The sequence below is a fragment of the Enterococcus viikkiensis genome (assembly GCF_005405345.1).
GTDB classification, from domain to species: Bacteria; Bacillota; Bacilli; order Lactobacillales; family Enterococcaceae; genus Enterococcus_A; species Enterococcus_A viikkiensis.
On record NZ_BJDW01000006.1, the window covers coordinates 1 to 17306 of the forward strand.

Genomic DNA, 17306 nt, shown 5'->3' on the forward strand with positions numbered 1-17306 from the left:
AATTCTTTGGTCAGAACTATTTTGAGTGTAGCACAAATGGCTTTTTTAGTTGTCTAGCTTAATTTTACAATCGGCGAGATAAAATTCTACTGTTGATAAAATTTTAAAAAAACTGTTGTTTCATATTTCAAGGACTTTATCGAAATTGTTAATACAACTACTTCTTTATTATGCCTCAACTACGACATATTGTACAAGTTTACAATAATTGGTTACCTATATACTTTTTGAACTCATCTTAGAACGTTATTCGCAATTGGTAATCTTCCAGTTTTCTCCTTTAGATAACAATAAGTTATATTGAAAATCATGAGTCACCTTTTCAACATCATCGAGATATTTCACTATGACTTTTACTCGAACCGAATCCTTTGTTTCAAAATAAATAGGATTAGTTATTTCTACAAATTGAAGATTTGTATTAATCGGTTGAATCACATTATTTTCAACATAATACTCAAGTTCTTTTTCCGATGCTGTTGGATAAAGCTTGAAAAATGTCTCTAAAAATTCAGTGATCTCTTCTGTGGTTTTGGCATCAATTTCCGAATCACTTTCTACTTGTTTTGCCTCATATTTTGCCTTATCAGGTTTTGCAACCATTGTCGGCAAACTAGTTACAATATGATTCCCTTTTTCATCTTCAAAAATTGTCACTCGATATGCAGAGGAAATTGATTGTGTCTTTTTCCCTTCTGTAATCTTTTGATCCACTAAAAACGAAACAACAAATTCTACTGAATTCTTTTCAACATCTAGAATTTTTACAGATTTAACTTCAGAACTAGTGGGAATATCCGCTCGAACCATATCTTGACTCAAAGCGAGACCTTCTTCTGTAAGGTACTGTCCAAGAGTATTCATTCTCTTTTCAACTACTTCCTTGTTATTCTTCCACGAAAAGTATTCTTTCGCAAAATCCTCCGTAAAACTTTCAACCCCAGAAGTATTCACCACCTTCTCTTTCACTACCACTTTTTCATGAGTCGTATGCTGATCAATGGCGGTGAAATTTTTGTAGATGCCAAAAGCAAGACTACAAGACAATAAAAGCCAAAGGGCAAGCACCATTTTTCGATGCTTGCCCACTGAAATGACTCGTTCTTTCTTCTTTTTTGGGATCTTTTCCTTTTGGTTTCGTTCAATTTTTATCTTCATGTTCATTCCTCTTTTCTCTTATTTGTAGCGGCCAGCTCCGATAAGATGCTGCTGCCAATAGCTTTCTGTTAGATCTGTCCAGCCCACTGGATTTCCTGCATGAAACATGCGATTCTCTCCTGCATAAATCCCCACATGAGTCACATAAGTACCGGCATCATAGGTTGAATGAAAGAAAATCAAATCACCTGGTTTGGCATCTTTTAAATCAATATGAGTCATGGCATCATATTGATCCTGAGCCACCCGAGGAAGTTTCAAACCAACTTTGGCATAACACCATTGGGTCAAGCCACTACAATCAAAACCCGTTTCGGGACTTGAGCCACCAAATACATAGGCCGTTCCTTCATACTTAAACGCCTCGTCAAAAATTCCTTGGACTGTTTTATCATCAAACTGTGTGGTGGTCAGATATTGTTTCACCAATAAGCAATAAAACATATTGCCATAGTTATACCGCCACCCACCATTCTCCTTGATTGCGATGGGATTAGGATAATCGACTTTTTGACCACCTGATTTTTCCTTTGAAAAAGATTCTGCTAAAGCAAAACTGTGCTTCTTTCCGTTTTCCGAGACATAATCCAAATACCCGCCACCATAGTTATAGGCCTGAATAATGCTATCTTGATCACAACCTAGTTCTTTGGAACGCTTAACCAAAGACGCAAAATAGAGGCATCCTTGTTTGATGGATGCCTCGGTATTTAACGAATTCGGTGGTAAGCCGGCTGACTCCGAACTTTGCATAACGTCTTCCATTGTGCCACCAGATTCCACTTGAATAATCGCCAAAAGAATCGGGACATACTCTGCTATATCCGATTCTTTGGCATACTTTTCTACCATTGCACGGTGTTTCAAAACTTCTTCTGAGACACTAGTTCCCCCAGGAGAAGCACCTGAACTGCCACTTCCTTCGCTGTCTTCACCAAACAACAAACCCACACACATCAAAATTCCCATAAATGAGATGGTCAGGAAGGTTAATGAAATGACACCCAATTTTTTCAAGTTCATTTTTTCTCACCTGACCTTGGTTTTGAACGAGGGTTCATTCTTTTTTGTATTTTTTGATTGGTCCGCTTTGGAAGAGTAGACCTCTGTTTCACTTGTTGAAAAGAATTTTTCTTTCCTGAGGATTGGTTTATTCCTTTTGAAATGATTTCTTGACCAGCTAGTTTTCGTTTGATTTCAGGATTCAGATTTGCTCTCATAATCCGCTTTGATGCTTCTTTTTTCTGCGTCATATCTTTCTGAGGTTGAGCTGCTTTATCTATTGGAATATTCGCCCTTTTTTTTCCCTGACGATTTGTAGCTTCACTCAGTATCTTGCGTTTTTCGTCCATTTTCGCATTTCTTCGTTGTCGTTGTTTTTCTCGCAACTCCGCTCGATTTGCTTTTTCTTGGACAAGTCCACGCTTGAATTCTTCTGGTGCTTTTTTCGTCTTTTCGATTCCTTTATGGAGGTTATATTTCAAGTTGGTCGGCGTATTCCGTACTTGATCCTTTACTTGTTTAGTCTTATCTTTCACTAAAGCTTGGGTATCCAGAACTTTGCCGACTTTTCTCCCGGCTAAATTCATTCGAGACTGGTTCTTATTATTTGAAATTGGCTTTTCCTTATTCGAGACAGGCGGTACCTCTTGATCGTTAGGTAATCGTGAGTTCTTTCGTAGAGAAGAATCGGATGGCTTAAATTTGGATTTTGATTGTTCCTTTGCCAGCTTATTTCCAACTGTTGCACCACCACCAAAAGCTAAAGTTCGCCCCACATTTCGATTGAGTTGTCGCAATTTACGGTTCATCAACATTTGCGGTCTTCGCATGACGCGTCTACCCATTGACTGGCTATCATTACTTTGGAGATTGAACATGCTCATAATGTCACCCAATTTGAAATAGATACCGGCAAAGGTCACAATTTGCAGAAAAGCTACCATAAAAAAGGGATAGGTGGCGGAAATATTGAAAAACATGGTAGAGATACTAAATGCAGTCGTGATTACCAAAGTAACTCCCGCTCGCATCATAATTGTATTAAACAAACGAATAATCGCCTTCTTGCCCAAACTCTCATAAGTCGGCAACATAGACAATAAGAAACTAATTGGCAGAAACATCGCAAAAATAATGAAGAGAATTTGCGAGAACAATATAATCCCAGTCAGAAGAAAGACAAAGAAGGAAATCCCAATATTGAACAATACCAAAAAGACCACGGTCCCTAAGCGGTTCATGGTCTTGGTAATACTTAGATTCGCATTGTCATTGTCTTCAATCTCAGCTTTAACCGCTTCTTCTCGATCCTTCCCTTTATTTTCATCCGGACTGACAGATAGTATGTTGTTGACCCGCTCTTCCCCAATTTCTTCTATATTTGAATCATCAAACTGCAAGAGTAACCAAGGTTGTTGGACTTGAATGGAAAACAAGCTATCCCGAATCAAATCCACACTATCTTTTCCTTGGCTTTCAGAATTAGGAACAACAATCTCCGTGCCGAGGCTAAGTGCCGCCTCACTGACATCTGAACTAAAGTCATTGATTTTTGTAATATAGGTAGGCGCATACGCAATGAAGGAACCTGAAAGCAGAAAGATCATCACAAAATTAATCACTGCCCGAACTGCTTTAGTGGTTTCTCGTTTTAATAATCCGGTATACGCCACATAAACTCCTAGAGCTAAAATCATTAATAATAGAAACCCAAAGTAAAATCCCGATGTCTGTAGTCCATTTTCGGTAATACCGGCTAGGGTTTGGATATTTTTTCCAATACTTTCAGCCGTATCCGAAATGAAGTCCAGCTTATATGCTTCTTGAACTACATAACCTGTAGCATTCGATAAATACAAACTTACGGACCAAATAAAATTGGTAATGGCATAAAGACCATACATTACGCTCTTCCCTAGGCCATCCCCCCAATTCCAAGGTAGCCAATCCCAAGAGCTATCCACAAAGAAATCTAGTTGATAGTTACCAAGTGAATATTGGGAATAAAGATTTCCGGATTCAACTGTATCATCAACCAGACCCGTTGCCTCGGCCACCGTTCCAATCAGACTGAGAAGAAGTAGCATGGTACAGAGACTGATTGCGATTATCCCCACAATCCGAAAAAGTTTCTTTTTCATACCCTCACCCCATCCTCTCTTGAGCCGGCGGACGGGTATCAAAGGCATGGAAGAGTTCTTCAAAGACTGGATGAACTTGGACCACACCTACTCGACCATACAAATCTTGCATCAAGCATTGACCGTTTTCCAAATCTCGTAGACGTTTTTGATTGCTTTCATCTTCTTGATCTAAGCCAAAGAATTCCAAAGTTTTCTTGATTTCATGAATATCGGTACTTCGAAACGCAAATTTCAACCCGATATTATTTTTCAAGCGTTCATCCAGTAAGTCATCACTGTTTTGTGTGACAAAGTAAACACCGGCATTCATGGCCCGACCAGCACGCACTAATTTATTCGATAACGTTTTTCCTTGCGCTACTTGAAGAAAACTCCACGCCTCATCCAGGTCCACAATCTTGAAAATTTCTCGATTACTATGGATAAAGTCCAAGGCAAAAGTGGAAATGACGATTAGCATAGAAACACTAAGCAATTCCATGGTGGTATATTCTTCAAAAGTGGTTTCTGCATCTGGTAAAACCAAATCCGCTACTTGAATGATATTTAACTGCCTATCTAAACTAATCGACTGGGTAATCGAACCATCTGAGAAAAGCAAATGGGCAAAATCATAATCGGTAAAGGACTCGATGTGATCCGCGATATTTTCCGCAACTGGTGAGCCTTCTTTTCGAAGCTCATTAATTACTTGTAATAATCCCCGTTGATTGCTTTGGGTAACCGTCCGAATGGCCTTACGCAACACTGGAAACTTCTCCCCATCTCGACTAGAAATTCCTGTTAAAAAGGTCAGAATATCAATTGCTAAACTTTCTGAGTCTTTCTTTTTCTTCATGATGACATAGGGATCAAGTAAGCCTTGATTTTTTGGCTTACTAGTTAAGTTGAGAATATTGATTTCATCCGCAATTTCTGGCAAGGTTTCTTTCCAGCCACCCCGTTCCCCTTTTGGATCGACAATCACAGCTTGTCCACCAAAAAGGACGGCGTAATAAACTAAGAGATTGTTACTAAAGGACTTTCCGCCACCGAGTGAACCAAGGAAAGCGGCGGCTAGCGCATTGGTAACTGAACCTTTTACCCCTTGTGAAGCCAAGGCCGGTTTCAGGTAAACATTTCGCCCCGTGTCCACGTTGTAGCCAAAGTAAATGCCTTCTAATTCTCCTAGCATCTGAGTAGCCCCAAAACCAAGTCCGGCGAGAAAATCAGAGGTAACATACTGAATATAGTCGTTCATGTAGCGTTTGCTTGAAGGTAAGAATTCTTCATGTAGCCCTATCATATCGCCAAAGGGCCGGACTAGTTTTACATTGGTATCATCATAAAAGTCAAGCACTTCATCACAGCGGCGTTTTAGTTCATCTACTGATTCGGCACTTACTCGAACCACATAACTCAGTTTGTACATGGATTCTTTCGACTGATCCAAGGTGGTTTCCAATTCGTCCACAGAATCCAACGCATCTAAAACATTAGAATTTGTTTCATTGTCGGATTGATAGGCGTGATTGTCTAAATCTTTTAGTTCCTTTTTCTTATTGCGAACGGTGGCTAATGCCTTCTTGTTCGTCACAATCTCTACATTCATACTTGTGTCGATTGGGAATGTAAATTGTTGTTGCTGGTAATAGAAAAGTTCTGAGGAAGGAAACTCCATTTCCCCTACAATCGTATTGATTGTCAGATACGCTACATACGATTCATGATTTTCGTGTTCTATCCGTAAGTAACGAGGCTTTTCTTCAATCAAGCAACGACTGGGACGTAGAAGGTCATAACGTTTCACCAGCGTTTCGGATTTTAGCTTTTTCTTTGGTAGCTGAAATTCATATTCTTCAAACGGTGTACCTTTTTCACCATAGATATGTTCAATCAAATACGTCAGATCACTGGGAGTGACTCGTCTGACTTTAAATCTTCGAGTCAATTTATTTTCCATTAGTTTTTCAAGCTTGGTATATCGGCGAATTTCTTCATTAGATAAGGAAACAAAATCACCCATTAGATGATGATTCACTCCATAGACAAATTCTTGAAGCCCAGAAAAGAAAGATTTCTTGAGACTCTTTAGATTTACTTCTTCATCTGTGGCAATCAGTTTGAAGCCAATAAAAAAGCGATAATCAATCTGACTATCGCCAATCATGGATACTAATGCATCTGTCTGTAAATCAATTCGTTGTTTCGCGACTTCTTTGAGTCTACCGGTAATTTCCTTTTTCGATCGCTCTTGTGTGGCACGAATACTACTTTCCGTGGCAATTTGTAAGGCGTGAATCTTGCCTTCACGATTTTGTGCAATCAATTGGCGAAAGTTATCATGTACTTGATACTTCTGTTCAGGTGACAAAAAGGAGTAATTGTAAGGTATTAACTCATAGTAGGCAAAACATTCTCCCTCTTGATTAAAGACAAGATTATTTTCAATATACTTAATCGGGTACATAGTTCACACTCCTTACAAGAGTAATGGGTTCATCCCATCGTTTCTTCTGTTCTTTGACTTTCTTTCCTGCAAAAGTGACCTTAAATCGCAAGTGATAACTAATAAAGGATCGTAAAAATCCCAATGGTTTCTTACCGTCAAACGTTTTTTGCGACATGAACCAAGTAACCGCCACCGGTATACCTAAGTATTTTAAAAATGTCCCCTCTATCATAGACAGCGGAGGCATATGGGCAAATACGATGACAAACAGCAAGGATAAAACAAACCAAGCCATCTGGTTAAAAGTCACAGGAAAAGGCAGTTGAAAGTCATTAATCGCATAAATGACCTTTTCAACTGCCCAAATACTGGTATAGCTTTTTATTTTTTTCATATTCAATTGGCTCACTTTCTAATATAATATAAACATCATGCTTAATTTTTTAAGGAGGTACATATGCAAAACTTAGTAACAATGGCAAGTGGAACACTTAACGAAGCTTACTCGGGAACTGAGATTGCAACTTTATTTGCTGAATATGGAGCAGAATTTAACGCTTCTGTTCCCTTTGTCTCAACTCCCTTTCCGAACTTTACTTCTAAGGCTACCGCGATTCAAAATAATTTACAAGCTTTCACAGAAGAACAGCAATTTAAAATTATAAAAGATCTTTGTGAAAGAGTGCTTACTCAAAATCCAGCAAATAAAGACGTTGCTAAGGTTTTAAAACTGTTACTAAAAAATTATGGTTCAGTTTATTCTAGTGATAAAATAGATAGAAATATCATCAATGAAACTAACACTTGGTTGGCTGCTTCCTCAAGAGCAAAAGAAGAGTTTGAAAAGGCCATACAGTCATACGACAACAGCATCTATAACCGTTACACTTTAGATAGTATCAGGCTGGCCTTTGAGTTTTTTATGCAGGATATTTTAAAAAACTCAAAGTCTTTAGAAAACCAGCCTATCGATGGGGAACTTCTACCCTTATTGAGAAAAAAAGGCCTTCCAAAAGAAATAATCAATTTGGTCCGTTCAATTATCAAAGGACTTATAAGCTATCAAAATGAAAATGTTAAGCATAGTCAGACATTTACTGATCTAGAAGTAGAATTTGTTATTGAACAAACTAGCATTCTTATGAAGTTATTCGCAAAAATTGAAAAGATAGAAAAAGAGAGTTGATTTTTATCAACTCTCTTTTTCATCACTACACCTTTTTCTCTTTTTATACTTTCGAAATAGATACTCACATAGAATCATCGCTGAATTCGCAGTAAGGATAGCTTCCTCTTCATTAATTGCAATCCTCTTAGAGCCCTGAGCATGGGCATCTCCTTGACTATTTCTCATCTCAAGAATTTTATCTGACAATGTATTTAGAGCCCCAACTAAAGCTTTTATTCTCTTATCCATATCTTTGTCAATTTTTATATTTAGCCTCTCAAAGACTTCATTTCTTAAATCTTTAGATCTTACAATATTATTATCAATCTTTTTTCCCTTTGTGTTTTCGATGATATATTTCAAGACTTCATCAATCATAGTATTTGATTTTGTCAAAACAGAATCGAAATCTTCATTTTGGATGTCCTTACTTATACGAGTTGGAAGTTGTTGAATATACTCTAAACTGACTTCCTTTGAAAATTTAGTTCCATTAATTAATCTTACGCTATCCTTCTTCTGATATTGTAAAGGGCCACGATAAAATGTAGGAAAAGGGCCATCGAAAATGTAGGTTAGATTTAAAATCTGATATTCTTTTTCATGAAACCATTCAAGGAGAGTGACTCATGCGAAAAGATGTCTTAGAAGGAGTCTTACGACACATTATGAACGATATTCAACCTAACTATGCAGCCATGGCCAAGCAATATAATTGTGATTACCGAACAGTCAAGCGTTACTATGAAGCTGGAACTAAAGGGGAAGTAGAACAGATCAAAAAGAGACAATCTTCTGCTCCTCTTTTATTAAGCGGTTTTGAAGAAATTATTAAAGATAAAATGGAGTTAAGCTGTTCCGCTTCTTCAATTTATTATTTTATTAAGAAAAAAGGATATCAAGGTGGCTATACCACCGTCAAACGATATTGTCGGAACTATCGAGAAAAGCGTGTAAAAAAAGCAACCATTCGAATTGAAACGACGCCAGGTCTTTCTGCTCAAGTCGATTGGAAAGAAAATATTAAGATGGTGAGTAAACATGGTGAAGTCTTTTACTTCAATCTTTTTCTATATATTCTAGGCTATTCTCGCATGAAATACTTAGAGGTAACCTTTGATCGAACCCAAGCGAATGTCTTCAATTGTTTGGTCAATGCGTTTGAGTACTGCGGGAATGGTGTTCCTCAAGAAATTTGGTTTGACAATATGAAAACAGTTGTTGATAGAAGTAAAAGCCAATTTAGTCAAACCGTTTTTAACGAAAAATTTCGTCAATTTGCTAAAGATGCTGGATTCAATCCGATTGCTTGTCGCCCTTTTCGTCCACAAACCAAAGGCAAAGTTGAAGCTTTAGCTCGTACTGTTAACCGCTTAATGGTCTTTAACTACGAGTTTGAAAATGAGCAGGAGCTAAAACGAATCGTCTATGAGTTTATGAATGACTTAAATAATGAACGTTCTCAAGCAGTGAATAATCATCCCTCTAAGCTTCTTATAGATGAACAATCGGTGTTGCGTCCTTTCAATCGTTTAGAATTAGTCAGATATGTTTCTAGAACCCAACACGTAATTAGAAAAGTTTCCATTGAATCCATGGTCCAATATCAAAACTCAAAGTATTCTGTTCCCGTGAAATATATTGGTAAAGAGGTAACTTTAGATGTCCGTAAGGACAGTCTATTCATTTGGTATGGCCATCAATGTATTCGCTCGCACCCATTAAGCAAAAAAACCTTAAATTATCAACGTGATGACTCTCTTGAGATTCTTCGATCTGATGTCTTCAAATACTTAGAAGACGAAGAGTTGGAGCGCTTTGTAGAAGAAAATTTAGATGCTTACGATGAATTATAAGGAGGCTCATATGTCAAATTACCATCAGTTATTAAATCAATTATCAGATTTAAATCTTACCTGTATCAAAGAAATTTTACCTGCCCATTTAGATGAAGTAGCTAAAAATGAACAATCTCTAGTTGATTCTTTATTTGAATTAACACATCAAGAAATTAGCTATCGTAGAAAGGAGACCCAAAGAAAAATTTTAAAACGGGCAATGTTTCCCTATCATAAACGCCTTCATGATTTTAACTTTGATTTTCAACCCAAAATCAAAAAAAGTGAAATTCAAGATTTAGTGACATTACGCTTTTTAGACACGTATGACAACCTTTTATTCATTGGAAATAGCGGTGTTGGAAAAACCCATTTAGCCGTTTCAATTGGTTTAGAGTGTATTGATAGAGGGCAGAGCTGTTTATTTATCACTAGTACAGAACTGGTTAATCGACTTATCCGGGCACATAAACGTGGGACAAGTGATACCATGCTCAAAAAATATGCGAGCTATTCTGTATTAATTATTGATGAAGTCGGGTATCTCCCCTTCTCAAAAGAAGGATCTAACTTACTGTTTCAACTAATTAATATGCGATACGAAAGAAAATCAACGATTATTACAACGAATATTCCTCTGTCTCAATGGTCCGAAATTTTTGGTAATAAGAAATTGACTAATGCTTTATTGGACCGATTGGTCCATCATTCTAAAATTATTCAAATTACAGGACCTTCCTATCGAATGAAAAGTTATAGTGAAACGAAAGGAAAAGAAACGAAACGATAAAGAGAAAACTACCTACAATTTCAATGGCCCAAAACCAACATTTTATTATGGCCCTTGACAGATATGCCTCTTCAATCAATAGGGTTACAATTGGATTCATTTTAGGCGGTTTATAATCGCTTGGATTTTCAAATTGGCGGATGGCGGTGATTTGCTTCATAGTTTCGTTTAATGAATATATTAATTTGAACTTTATGTGATCACTAATATCCTCTGAGACAAGAAATTCTTTGAAGGAATTTCCTTTAGAGCCACCAAATCTTTCTTGAATTCCAAATCCAACTATTTTCTTAGTATATAGATCCCATTCGAGGTTACTGAACTCCAATATATATCCAGGAGAGCCGTCTGAAAAATAATTTGCAAGCTGTTTAGCCTCATCAATATTCACCACTTCCACTCCTTTGAAATACTACTCGATATTTTCTATTGTAGTATCTTTAAGGGCAGTATTCAATATACTCTCACTCACATAGCTCAAAGACCCCACGACTCGTAACCAAATAATTGCCTCCAATCTCCAAATCTCGACCACACGCATCAAAATCAATATACGTCTTCAAATGTTCCGGTACTTCTCCAAAATCACCAGCTTCCACAATCAAGTAATACGCTACATCACTCATATCATTACAATCGGGATAACAAATAATATCATCCACATGCTCCACCATCTCCTCAAAAGAATTGAAAAAAGCGTGCTGAATCTCTAAAGCAACCTCGCCAATCGGCGTTCCTTCTAATTCCTCTGCTAAACCACATAACCGATTAATTTCCTCAATTGGTGTATACTCATCAATCTCAAAAGGCAGTTCATAATCATGAATCGCATATTCTTCATATTCGTCAATTAATCCAATCCGTTCTTTCACTTCATCAAAATCGATAGGTGGGGTAAACCACGCCCCCACCAATTCACCTTCATTGTATTTTCCAAGGTTCGCAATATAAACACGCATCTGTTCCATCGTGAATCCCCCTTACGCACCGATAATTCGGTTAAACAAATTAAGCAAGACATCCTTCACACCAGAAGCATTAAAGACCAGACCTACCGCAATCAAGGCAATCACCAAGAAGCCAATCAGTTTGGAAAACTCACGTTTAAATCCTAAAAACAAACCAATGACCACAATCGCTAGTAAGACTAAAGATTGAGCATTGGTTAAAAACCATTGATATAAATTTTGTCCGAAATTCATCTTGTCACTTTCCTTTCTTTTCCATTGCTCGATCCGCTGCTGCACTTGCGTTCATCAAGCACATCACAGTAACACCAAGTAGACTGCCACCAAATACCAATAACATATCTTTTACAATTCCCATCAAAATTCCTCTTTTCATATAATCAAGTCTTCAATTGCCATACTTTGTTGCTCCAAAATCTTTTTATGCCGGTCTGATAACCGCGCATTCTGTACCATATCCTGGATATACGCTGTTTGATTCAATCGATCCAACTCCTTAGCCATTTTCCACGTAGGGGCGACTTGGCGTCCAAGCCAATTCAAGGTTCGTTCGATAGCATAAGGTTTCGGTTCAGAAGTTAATTGAATTTCCTTCCGATTCCGTCCAATAAAGCGCCCCCATTGTTCATTCAAGGGCCAGTTGGTTCGCCGTTTTCCTTCCACCTTATCCGCAAATCGCAAGTAACGATTGATAATGGAAAACGTGGTGCTCTCAATGCTACGACCTTTTAACAAATCTTGAATCGCATGATAAGCACGGTCATTTTTCAGTCGAATCTCAAAACGATTTTTCGTCTCAGTCTGGTCTAATGGAATCCCTAACTTGATATATTGTTCATAATCTTTTTCGTACAGGCAGAAATAAACCTCACTTTTGAGGCTACCGATATATAAAGTATTTCCCATGCCATCCTTTTCATCAGCTTTCAACAGTTCCCCGGAACGGTAACTTTTAAAGGTACGGAACAAGGAGATACATTCTTCCTTCTGACATTTTTTCGTTAACTCAGGTATATCCAATAGCCCCACTCGATCATTGATTGCCAAGTCCAAGCGTTTCATTACGCCACCAGCTTTTAGACAATTCTCGAAAAAGTCGTACCAACTACGCTTTTGGGCGAGTAAAAAAGTTTCAAATTGCCGACAACCACGACCCTTTAATTCTAAAAGAACACCTTTATCTTCTTCATGAGACAACATCACCACTATATCTCCCATGACGTATTGTTCTTGATAGGAGTAAAAGGCGTAATCTTCATGGAGCATATACTCAAATTTTAAATGGAGAATTTCTTGAATAATTTTCCGTACATCCGTTGTGGGGAAACGAATCCTTACATAGTCAAACAGTAACGTCAAAGGCAAATCGGGATTGAAACTTTCCAGTTGGTCAAAAATTTTTCTCATGGTCTTTGCGGATGGTGTTACGCCACCGTTTTCTATCTGATTTAAATAGGGACGACTAAGCCCGCAAGCCGTAGCCAATTTATTTTGCGAAACACCATATTCGTTGCGTCGGTCTTTTAATAACCGGTAATCTAAATTCCGTTGTGCCAAGTTCTCGCCTCCAAATTCAAGGTGTTAACTTTTTCAAATGAGTTAACACCTATACAAATTACTTACTATCCTTGATACAACAAGCATTCTTAATGATTGCTTGCTTATTTTTTGTGTTTTTGTACCCCCCTGTTAGATACGGGGGGTGAGACATCATGGCCGGCTGCCGCCGTCCATGAACAGGCACAGCACCACGGAGGATTTCTGCTTCGCAAATCCCCCGCGGTCAGCGCCTATCAGTTGGTTTATTTACCTGTTACTCCGAGGTAATCCCCTCAATTTCTAGTTCTGCTTTTATCTCGAACAAGTATTGACGGATATCCGGTTCTTTCGCAAGGTCCGCAATCCGTTCAAGTTCCGTGATTACTTGATTTAGTTCAATTCGAGTATCGGTTTCCTCATCCATTACATATGAATCACCAGGGACCTTCACCCCATTTTTTCGAATATCAAAATTGAGCCGGTACAGTTCTTCTTCCAATTCCAGATCTGACTGAATCTTGCCAATCACCCAGTAGATTTCTCCAATCAACTCATCATAAATCATCTATTTTTACCTCCTTTAATCTTCTGGCAACATCAAAAATGACCGGAACTGTTACTGAGTTTCCTGCCTGCTTATACAACTGACTATCTGAATTAACTTGAGAAGCTCGGTCAAAAGCCCAATTGGGAAAGCCTTGAAGTCGCCAGCACTCTCTAGGTGTTAGCTTCCGAATCTGATACTGATCCGTGACAACTGCTTGTTGGTCACCTGTTAGTAAAGTATGCACACTTTGTTTTCCCAGACGGCCTCGACGACTTGTGGAATTAGGAAAAGCCAAGTTCACACTGTCCCCTGGCTTCACCTCTTGATATTCTGTTTCATTTTTTCGAATCATAATTTTCGTTCCCCCTTGTTTCGTTGACAAAGTGGGGGCAGTGCCAGTTACCTCATAAACTCGATTGCCTTGTTCAAAATTTCCCGGTAACATACCCGCTACAGAAATCCCATCCTTTACCGGCAATGCGATTTTGATTCCTTCATCACCGGTTAAGGTTGGGGCAACCCCATCTGAACCATAGACTTGGCCACCCATTCCTCGATTGGAAGGATTGATATTTAACAAGTTTCGGATGTTTTGATCAGATGTTGGAGACGATCCAATGATAGGAAATACTTGTTCGGTACGTGCGTCTCGAGAATGTCCGATAAGGAAGACCCGCTCACGGCTTTGGGGAACGTAGGCCTTTGAGTTAAGCACTTGCCATTCCACATCATACCCCAATCCATCCAACGTTCGGAGGATCGTCTCGAACGTAGCCCCTCCTTCGTGATTGAGCAATCCCCGGACGTTCTCAAGGAATAAAAGCTTAGGTTGGAGAAGAGTGGCGAACCGAGCGATTTCAAAGAATAAAGTACCTCGAGTATCGGAAAATCCTTGCCGCTTTCCCGCAATTGAAAAAGCTTGGCACGGAAATCCGCCGCAAAGGATATCCACTGATCCGAGGGATTGAACAAACTCGTCTGATACACTTGTGATGTCATGCATTTCCACCTCCTTCCTTGTATCATGGATTGCCTTATAACTCCTCCGAGCAAATTTATCAATTTCACAAAAGCCGATACACTGGTGACCCGCTTGTTCCATACCTAAGCGAAAGCCACCAATCCCAGCGAATAAATCTAAAAATGTCATAAATCACCTCAATAAAAAAAGCCGAGGATTATTGATATCCCCAGGCTACATACTATTATTTTCTCTTTCCATATGAACGGTTAATCCAGCAATGTTGCTAATTTCCTTTAAGAAATCATACCCTTTTGGTACAAGTGGCGTATAAAATTCGCTAATCACACTCCCTCCTGTATCTACATAACCTCGTCCTTTGATACGTTTCATAAAGAAATTTTTATCAACCTCACCAAACATCATGGAATACCCGAGTTCACTCATACGGCCCAAAGCCACACGAAAATTAAACTGATCGCGAATCCCATCTCCTAAATATTTCGCATCTGGTCTTTGACAAGCCAAAATCAGGAAGAAACCAGACTGACGGCCTAACATCACAATTTGTTTGAGTCTATTCAAAATCACCGCACTTTCTTTCGTCGTTAACATCTCCATATAAGCCACGTATTCATCAAAGATTAAAAAGTTGGGCGGAAGTCCGAGATACGCATAATTTTCTCCTGTTTTGTAGTTGGGCATTTCTTTCATTGCCTTGCTACGGTCCATCATGCGTTCATAAAAATCTTCCACACATGCAGAAATTTCTTCTTTTTGGAAGTATACGTGAGGTATCACCGTACCTAAATCGGCAAGGTCTGCATTTTTGGGATCAAGAACATAAAGCTCGGCATCTGACTTCAAGAGAGCTTGGATAATGGTGAGCAAAAAGTAAGTCTTTCCACCACCTGTACCGCCTGCAATTAACATATGAGGCAAGGAATCATAGGCCCATACTAGATTTTTCATCAATTGCAGAGCTCCGTTTTTTGCTACTACTTCATCTATCCCAATTCGATTGGCAATCATATCGTAAAACAAGGTGTATTCCACATAGGAGTCTTTAAGCTCTTTTTCTACTAACTCACAATACAGTCCGCTTTCTAACTTCTTTTCCAACTTTAAAAGCTGATCTTGATATTTTCCCAGTGAAATTTGAACGCGAATGGAAAGTAAGCCATCTTTCATTCGATAATAAATTTTGGGGAAGTAACTGATAGTCTCTCTAGTTTTACTACTATTCAAATCTTTGAAAAAACCTTCACTTTGCGTCTGTTTTACTTCATACCAATGGTTTTCTAGAATCATCCGGGCTAGCTTTTGTCGATGCCATAAACTTCGCCAATGATCAGGAAAAAAATGAATATAAAGCAACATCATACTTCCTGACAAAACAAAACTCCCAAGCAGACATACTAAATCTTTTATAGACCAAACGATTTTACTAGTGGAAAGTGATAGCTTAGAAATCTCAACTTGTCTAAGCTCATGAAAATAAAAGACGCTCATCCAACCAATGAACAAAGCAATGATCCAGCCAAGAACAAAGTGATAAACCAAGTGCTGATCTCCTGCACGTATGCGATGCCCGTTGTACATTTTGATGGTTTCCACCTCCAATCAAAAATTGCCCAATAGAATTTATCAGGCAATTTCAAAAAGTTATGCTAGTCATTTACTGACACGGGAAGTTGTTTCGTTTCTATCACTTGTGTTAAAAAACCTTCAATGGCATCCGGCATCTCCACACCGATTTCTTCCAAGACAGATTCCGCCTGCCGACATAAGTTTTCATTTACTTCGACAACCATAAAGAACGACTCTTCTTCCTCTAACCAATTCAGTACATCAAAGTCTTCTTCGGCATCGTTACCTACTCCCAGTAACCCTTGATGCATAATCAGAAACATTTTTTCATCATAGGTTAATGCTTTAGTGAGTTGTTCCTCAGTTAACTCACCTTTGCCATATTGATCGAGACAGTCTAAAATATGTTCCACATTAATTTCCATTCTTTTCACCTATTTCTTTCCATCATTTTGGTTCGTAGGATTTCCTTGATTCGGTTGTCGTTTCAAGACTAAATCATCTGCCTTGATAAACCAATTAACAGTGGTCCCTTCTCGAAAAACATAATTGGCGACTGTATCCACGATAGGATTGACCAACTCTACCTCTGCATCATAAGCAAACTCGCGTAAGGGTACATTTGCTGGGATACTAACTTGGATCATTCGACCTTGCGCAGAGGATTTCAAATTATAGGTCCGTTCTTTTACCTCATTACTAACCGTTCCATCCTCATTTTGTTTCCGTACTTCTCGACGTAATGCGGAAAAGCGCAACTTCCCAAACGTTAATCCTGAATCTACGACAATACCTTCTGTTAATCTCATCTTCTTTTCCTCCTATGCTTTCACTAAATCATCGACATACAACACGTAATCAGTAAACCCACGATTCTCAATCTCATACCCTTTGGCAACCAAGTGGGGATTCACGGCTTTTAGCGGTTGGTCTTGATCAAAATCCTTTTCACCGGCTTCCGCAGCTACCACCACCTCAATATCATCGGCTCGCTGTTTACTGGAATACAAATGGTAACTACGACCAATTACTGTAGTATTCCGACCATATCCTTCTGTTAAAACTTCGCCTTCTCCGGCATAACTGATCTTTCCAAAGGTTTCGGTCATATCTGGCACAACAAATTTCAATTCCATATTCTTTTCCTCTTTTCATTGTTAGTTTTGGATA

At 38.5% G+C, this 17306-nt stretch carries 18 protein-coding genes and 2 pseudogenes; 3 read left to right on the forward strand and 17 right to left on the reverse strand.

Annotated elements, in window-relative coordinates; translation table 11 throughout:
• Positions 1 to 246: 246 nt before the first annotated feature.
• Genes FFM67_RS04440 through FFM67_RS04460 form a run of 5 tightly spaced genes read right to left on the reverse strand, consistent with a single transcriptional unit; the run spans position 247 to position 7129 of the window.
• Complete coding sequence (locus FFM67_RS04440) at positions 247 to 1158, reverse strand: conjugal transfer protein (protein ID WP_104866913.1); 912 nt, start codon at positions 1156 to 1158, stop codon at positions 247 to 249.
• Between the two features lie 18 nt (positions 1159 to 1176).
• Entirely contained in the window at positions 1177 to 2181 is a 1005-nt protein-coding gene (locus FFM67_RS04445; RefSeq protein WP_137613412.1) for a bifunctional lytic transglycosylase/C40 family peptidase, read from the reverse strand.
• Positions 2178 to 4301: an FUSC family protein gene (locus tag FFM67_RS04450; RefSeq protein ID WP_104866912.1), complete on the reverse strand. Its 2124-nt coding sequence runs from the start codon at positions 4299 to 4301 to the stop codon at positions 2178 to 2180. The genes FFM67_RS04445 and FFM67_RS04450 overlap by 4 nt, the downstream gene beginning before the upstream one ends.
• Before the next feature lie 4 nt (positions 4302 to 4305).
• Positions 4306 to 6753 (reverse strand): conjugal transfer ATPase TcpF, encoded by a 2448-nt coding sequence (tcpF, locus tag FFM67_RS04455; RefSeq protein ID WP_061724780.1) that lies wholly within the window; start codon positions 6751 to 6753, stop codon positions 4306 to 4308.
• Complete coding sequence (locus FFM67_RS04460; protein ID WP_061724781.1) at positions 6740 to 7129, reverse strand: conjugal transfer protein; 390 nt, start codon at positions 7127 to 7129, stop codon at positions 6740 to 6742. Before FFM67_RS04460 ends, tcpF begins: the two co-directional genes overlap by 14 nt.
• A gap of 63 nt (positions 7130 to 7192) precedes the next feature.
• Here FFM67_RS04460 and FFM67_RS04465 point away from each other — a divergent pair, with 63 nt between their 5' ends.
• Positions 7193 to 7921, forward strand: coding sequence for a hypothetical protein (locus FFM67_RS04465; RefSeq protein WP_061724782.1), 729 nt, complete (start codon positions 7193 to 7195; stop codon positions 7919 to 7921).
• Between the two features lie 6 nt (positions 7922 to 7927).
• Here FFM67_RS04465 and FFM67_RS04470 read toward each other — a convergent pair.
• Positions 7928 to 8428: pseudogene (locus FFM67_RS04470) on the reverse strand (abortive infection family protein); the annotation flags it as partial.
• A 104-nt stretch (positions 8429 to 8532) separates the two neighbouring features.
• Between FFM67_RS04470 and istA the strand changes: the two are divergent.
• Both istA and istB read left to right on the forward strand, forming a co-directional pair.
• Complete coding sequence (gene istA / locus FFM67_RS04475; RefSeq protein WP_005237732.1) at positions 8533 to 9759, forward strand: IS21 family transposase; 1227 nt, start codon at positions 8533 to 8535, stop codon at positions 9757 to 9759.
• A 10-nt stretch (positions 9760 to 9769) separates the two neighbouring features.
• Entirely contained in the window at positions 9770 to 10531 is a 762-nt protein-coding gene (gene istB, locus FFM67_RS04480) for an IS21-like element helper ATPase IstB (protein WP_003129321.1), read from the forward strand.
• A gap of 61 nt (positions 10532 to 10592) precedes the next feature.
• Here istB and FFM67_RS04485 read toward each other — a convergent pair.
• The 11 genes and pseudogenes from FFM67_RS04485 to FFM67_RS04535 all read right to left on the reverse strand — a co-directional run.
• Positions 10593 to 10931: pseudogene (locus tag FFM67_RS04485) on the reverse strand (abortive infection family protein); the annotation flags it as partial.
• 64 nt (positions 10932 to 10995) lie between these two features.
• Positions 10996 to 11499: an antirestriction protein ArdA gene (locus tag FFM67_RS04490; RefSeq protein ID WP_069017679.1), complete on the reverse strand. Its 504-nt coding sequence runs from the start codon at positions 11497 to 11499 to the stop codon at positions 10996 to 10998.
• Positions 11500 to 11511: 12 nt separating this feature from the next.
• Entirely contained in the window at positions 11512 to 11733 is a 222-nt protein-coding gene (locus FFM67_RS04495; protein ID WP_061724786.1) for a hypothetical protein, read from the reverse strand.
• A gap of 4 nt (positions 11734 to 11737) precedes the next feature.
• On the reverse strand, positions 11738 to 11875 hold the full coding sequence (locus FFM67_RS04500; protein WP_086269450.1) for a DUF3789 domain-containing protein: 138 nt from the start codon (positions 11873 to 11875) through the stop codon (positions 11738 to 11740).
• Complete coding sequence (gene mobT, locus FFM67_RS04505) at positions 11872 to 13056, reverse strand: MobT family relaxase (protein ID WP_104866911.1); 1185 nt, start codon at positions 13054 to 13056, stop codon at positions 11872 to 11874. The genes FFM67_RS04500 and mobT overlap by 4 nt, the downstream gene beginning before the upstream one ends.
• A gap of 256 nt (positions 13057 to 13312) precedes the next feature.
• Entirely contained in the window at positions 13313 to 13603 is a 291-nt protein-coding gene (locus tag FFM67_RS04510; RefSeq protein ID WP_061724789.1) for a hypothetical protein, read from the reverse strand.
• The gene (locus FFM67_RS04515) at positions 13593 to 14735 is read right to left on the reverse strand and encodes a DNA cytosine methyltransferase (RefSeq protein WP_069017683.1); all 1143 of its coding nucleotides are present in this window, start codon (positions 14733 to 14735) and stop codon (positions 13593 to 13595) included. Before FFM67_RS04515 ends, FFM67_RS04510 begins: the two co-directional genes overlap by 11 nt.
• Positions 14736 to 14780: 45 nt before the next feature.
• A complete protein-coding gene (locus tag FFM67_RS04520) occupies positions 14781 to 16148 on the reverse strand; it encodes an FtsK/SpoIIIE domain-containing protein (protein ID WP_104866910.1) in 1368 nt (455 codons plus the stop codon).
• Positions 16149 to 16216: 68 nt separating this feature from the next.
• A complete protein-coding gene (locus FFM67_RS04525; protein WP_097529477.1) occupies positions 16217 to 16570 on the reverse strand; it encodes a type II toxin-antitoxin system RelB/DinJ family antitoxin in 354 nt (117 codons plus the stop codon).
• Positions 16571 to 16945 (reverse strand): YdcP family protein, encoded by a 375-nt coding sequence (locus tag FFM67_RS04530; protein ID WP_104866909.1) that lies wholly within the window; start codon positions 16943 to 16945, stop codon positions 16571 to 16573. It abuts the gene before it with no gap.
• Positions 16946 to 16957: 12 nt separating this feature from the next.
• On the reverse strand, positions 16958 to 17272 hold the full coding sequence (locus FFM67_RS04535; RefSeq protein ID WP_010708789.1) for a YdcP family protein: 315 nt from the start codon (positions 17270 to 17272) through the stop codon (positions 16958 to 16960).
• Between the last annotated feature and the right edge of the window lie 34 nt (positions 17273 to 17306).

Coding starts and splice junctions, on each gene's coding strand:
- FFM67_RS04440 (WP_104866913.1), bottom strand. CDS start 1,158: ATGAAGATAAAAATTGAACGAAACCAAAAGGAAAAGATCCCAAAAAAG.
- FFM67_RS04445 (WP_137613412.1), bottom strand. CDS start 2,181: ATGAACTTGAAAAAATTGGGTGTCATTTCATTAACCTTCCTGACCATC.
- FFM67_RS04450 (WP_104866912.1), bottom strand. CDS start 4,301: ATGAAAAAGAAACTTTTTCGGATTGTGGGGATAATCGCAATCAGTCTC.
- tcpF (WP_061724780.1), bottom strand. CDS start 6,753: ATGTACCCGATTAAGTATATTGAAAATAATCTTGTCTTTAATCAAGAG.
- FFM67_RS04460 (WP_061724781.1), bottom strand. CDS start 7,129: ATGAAAAAAATAAAAAGCTATACCAGTATTTGGGCAGTTGAAAAGGTC.
- FFM67_RS04465 (WP_061724782.1), top strand. CDS start 7,193: ATGCAAAACTTAGTAACAATGGCAAGTGGAACACTTAACGAAGCTTAC.
- istA (WP_005237732.1), top strand. CDS start 8,533: ATGCGAAAAGATGTCTTAGAAGGAGTCTTACGACACATTATGAACGAT.
- istB (WP_003129321.1), top strand. CDS start 9,770: ATGTCAAATTACCATCAGTTATTAAATCAATTATCAGATTTAAATCTT.
- FFM67_RS04490 (WP_069017679.1), bottom strand. CDS start 11,499: ATGGAACAGATGCGTGTTTATATTGCGAACCTTGGAAAATACAATGAA.
- FFM67_RS04495 (WP_061724786.1), bottom strand. CDS start 11,733: ATGAATTTCGGACAAAATTTATATCAATGGTTTTTAACCAATGCTCAA.
- FFM67_RS04500 (WP_086269450.1), bottom strand. CDS start 11,875: ATGAAAAGAGGAATTTTGATGGGAATTGTAAAAGATATGTTATTGGTA.
- FFM67_RS04510 (WP_061724789.1), bottom strand. CDS start 13,603: ATGATTTATGATGAGTTGATTGGAGAAATCTACTGGGTGATTGGCAAG.
- FFM67_RS04515 (WP_069017683.1), bottom strand. CDS start 14,735: ATGACATTTTTAGATTTATTCGCTGGGATTGGTGGCTTTCGCTTAGGT.
- FFM67_RS04520 (WP_104866910.1), bottom strand. CDS start 16,148: ATGTACAACGGGCATCGCATACGTGCAGGAGATCAGCACTTGGTTTAT.
- FFM67_RS04530 (WP_104866909.1), bottom strand. CDS start 16,945: ATGAGATTAACAGAAGGTATTGTCGTAGATTCAGGATTAACGTTTGGG.
- FFM67_RS04535 (WP_010708789.1), bottom strand. CDS start 17,272: ATGGAATTGAAATTTGTTGTGCCAGATATGACCGAAACCTTTGGAAAG.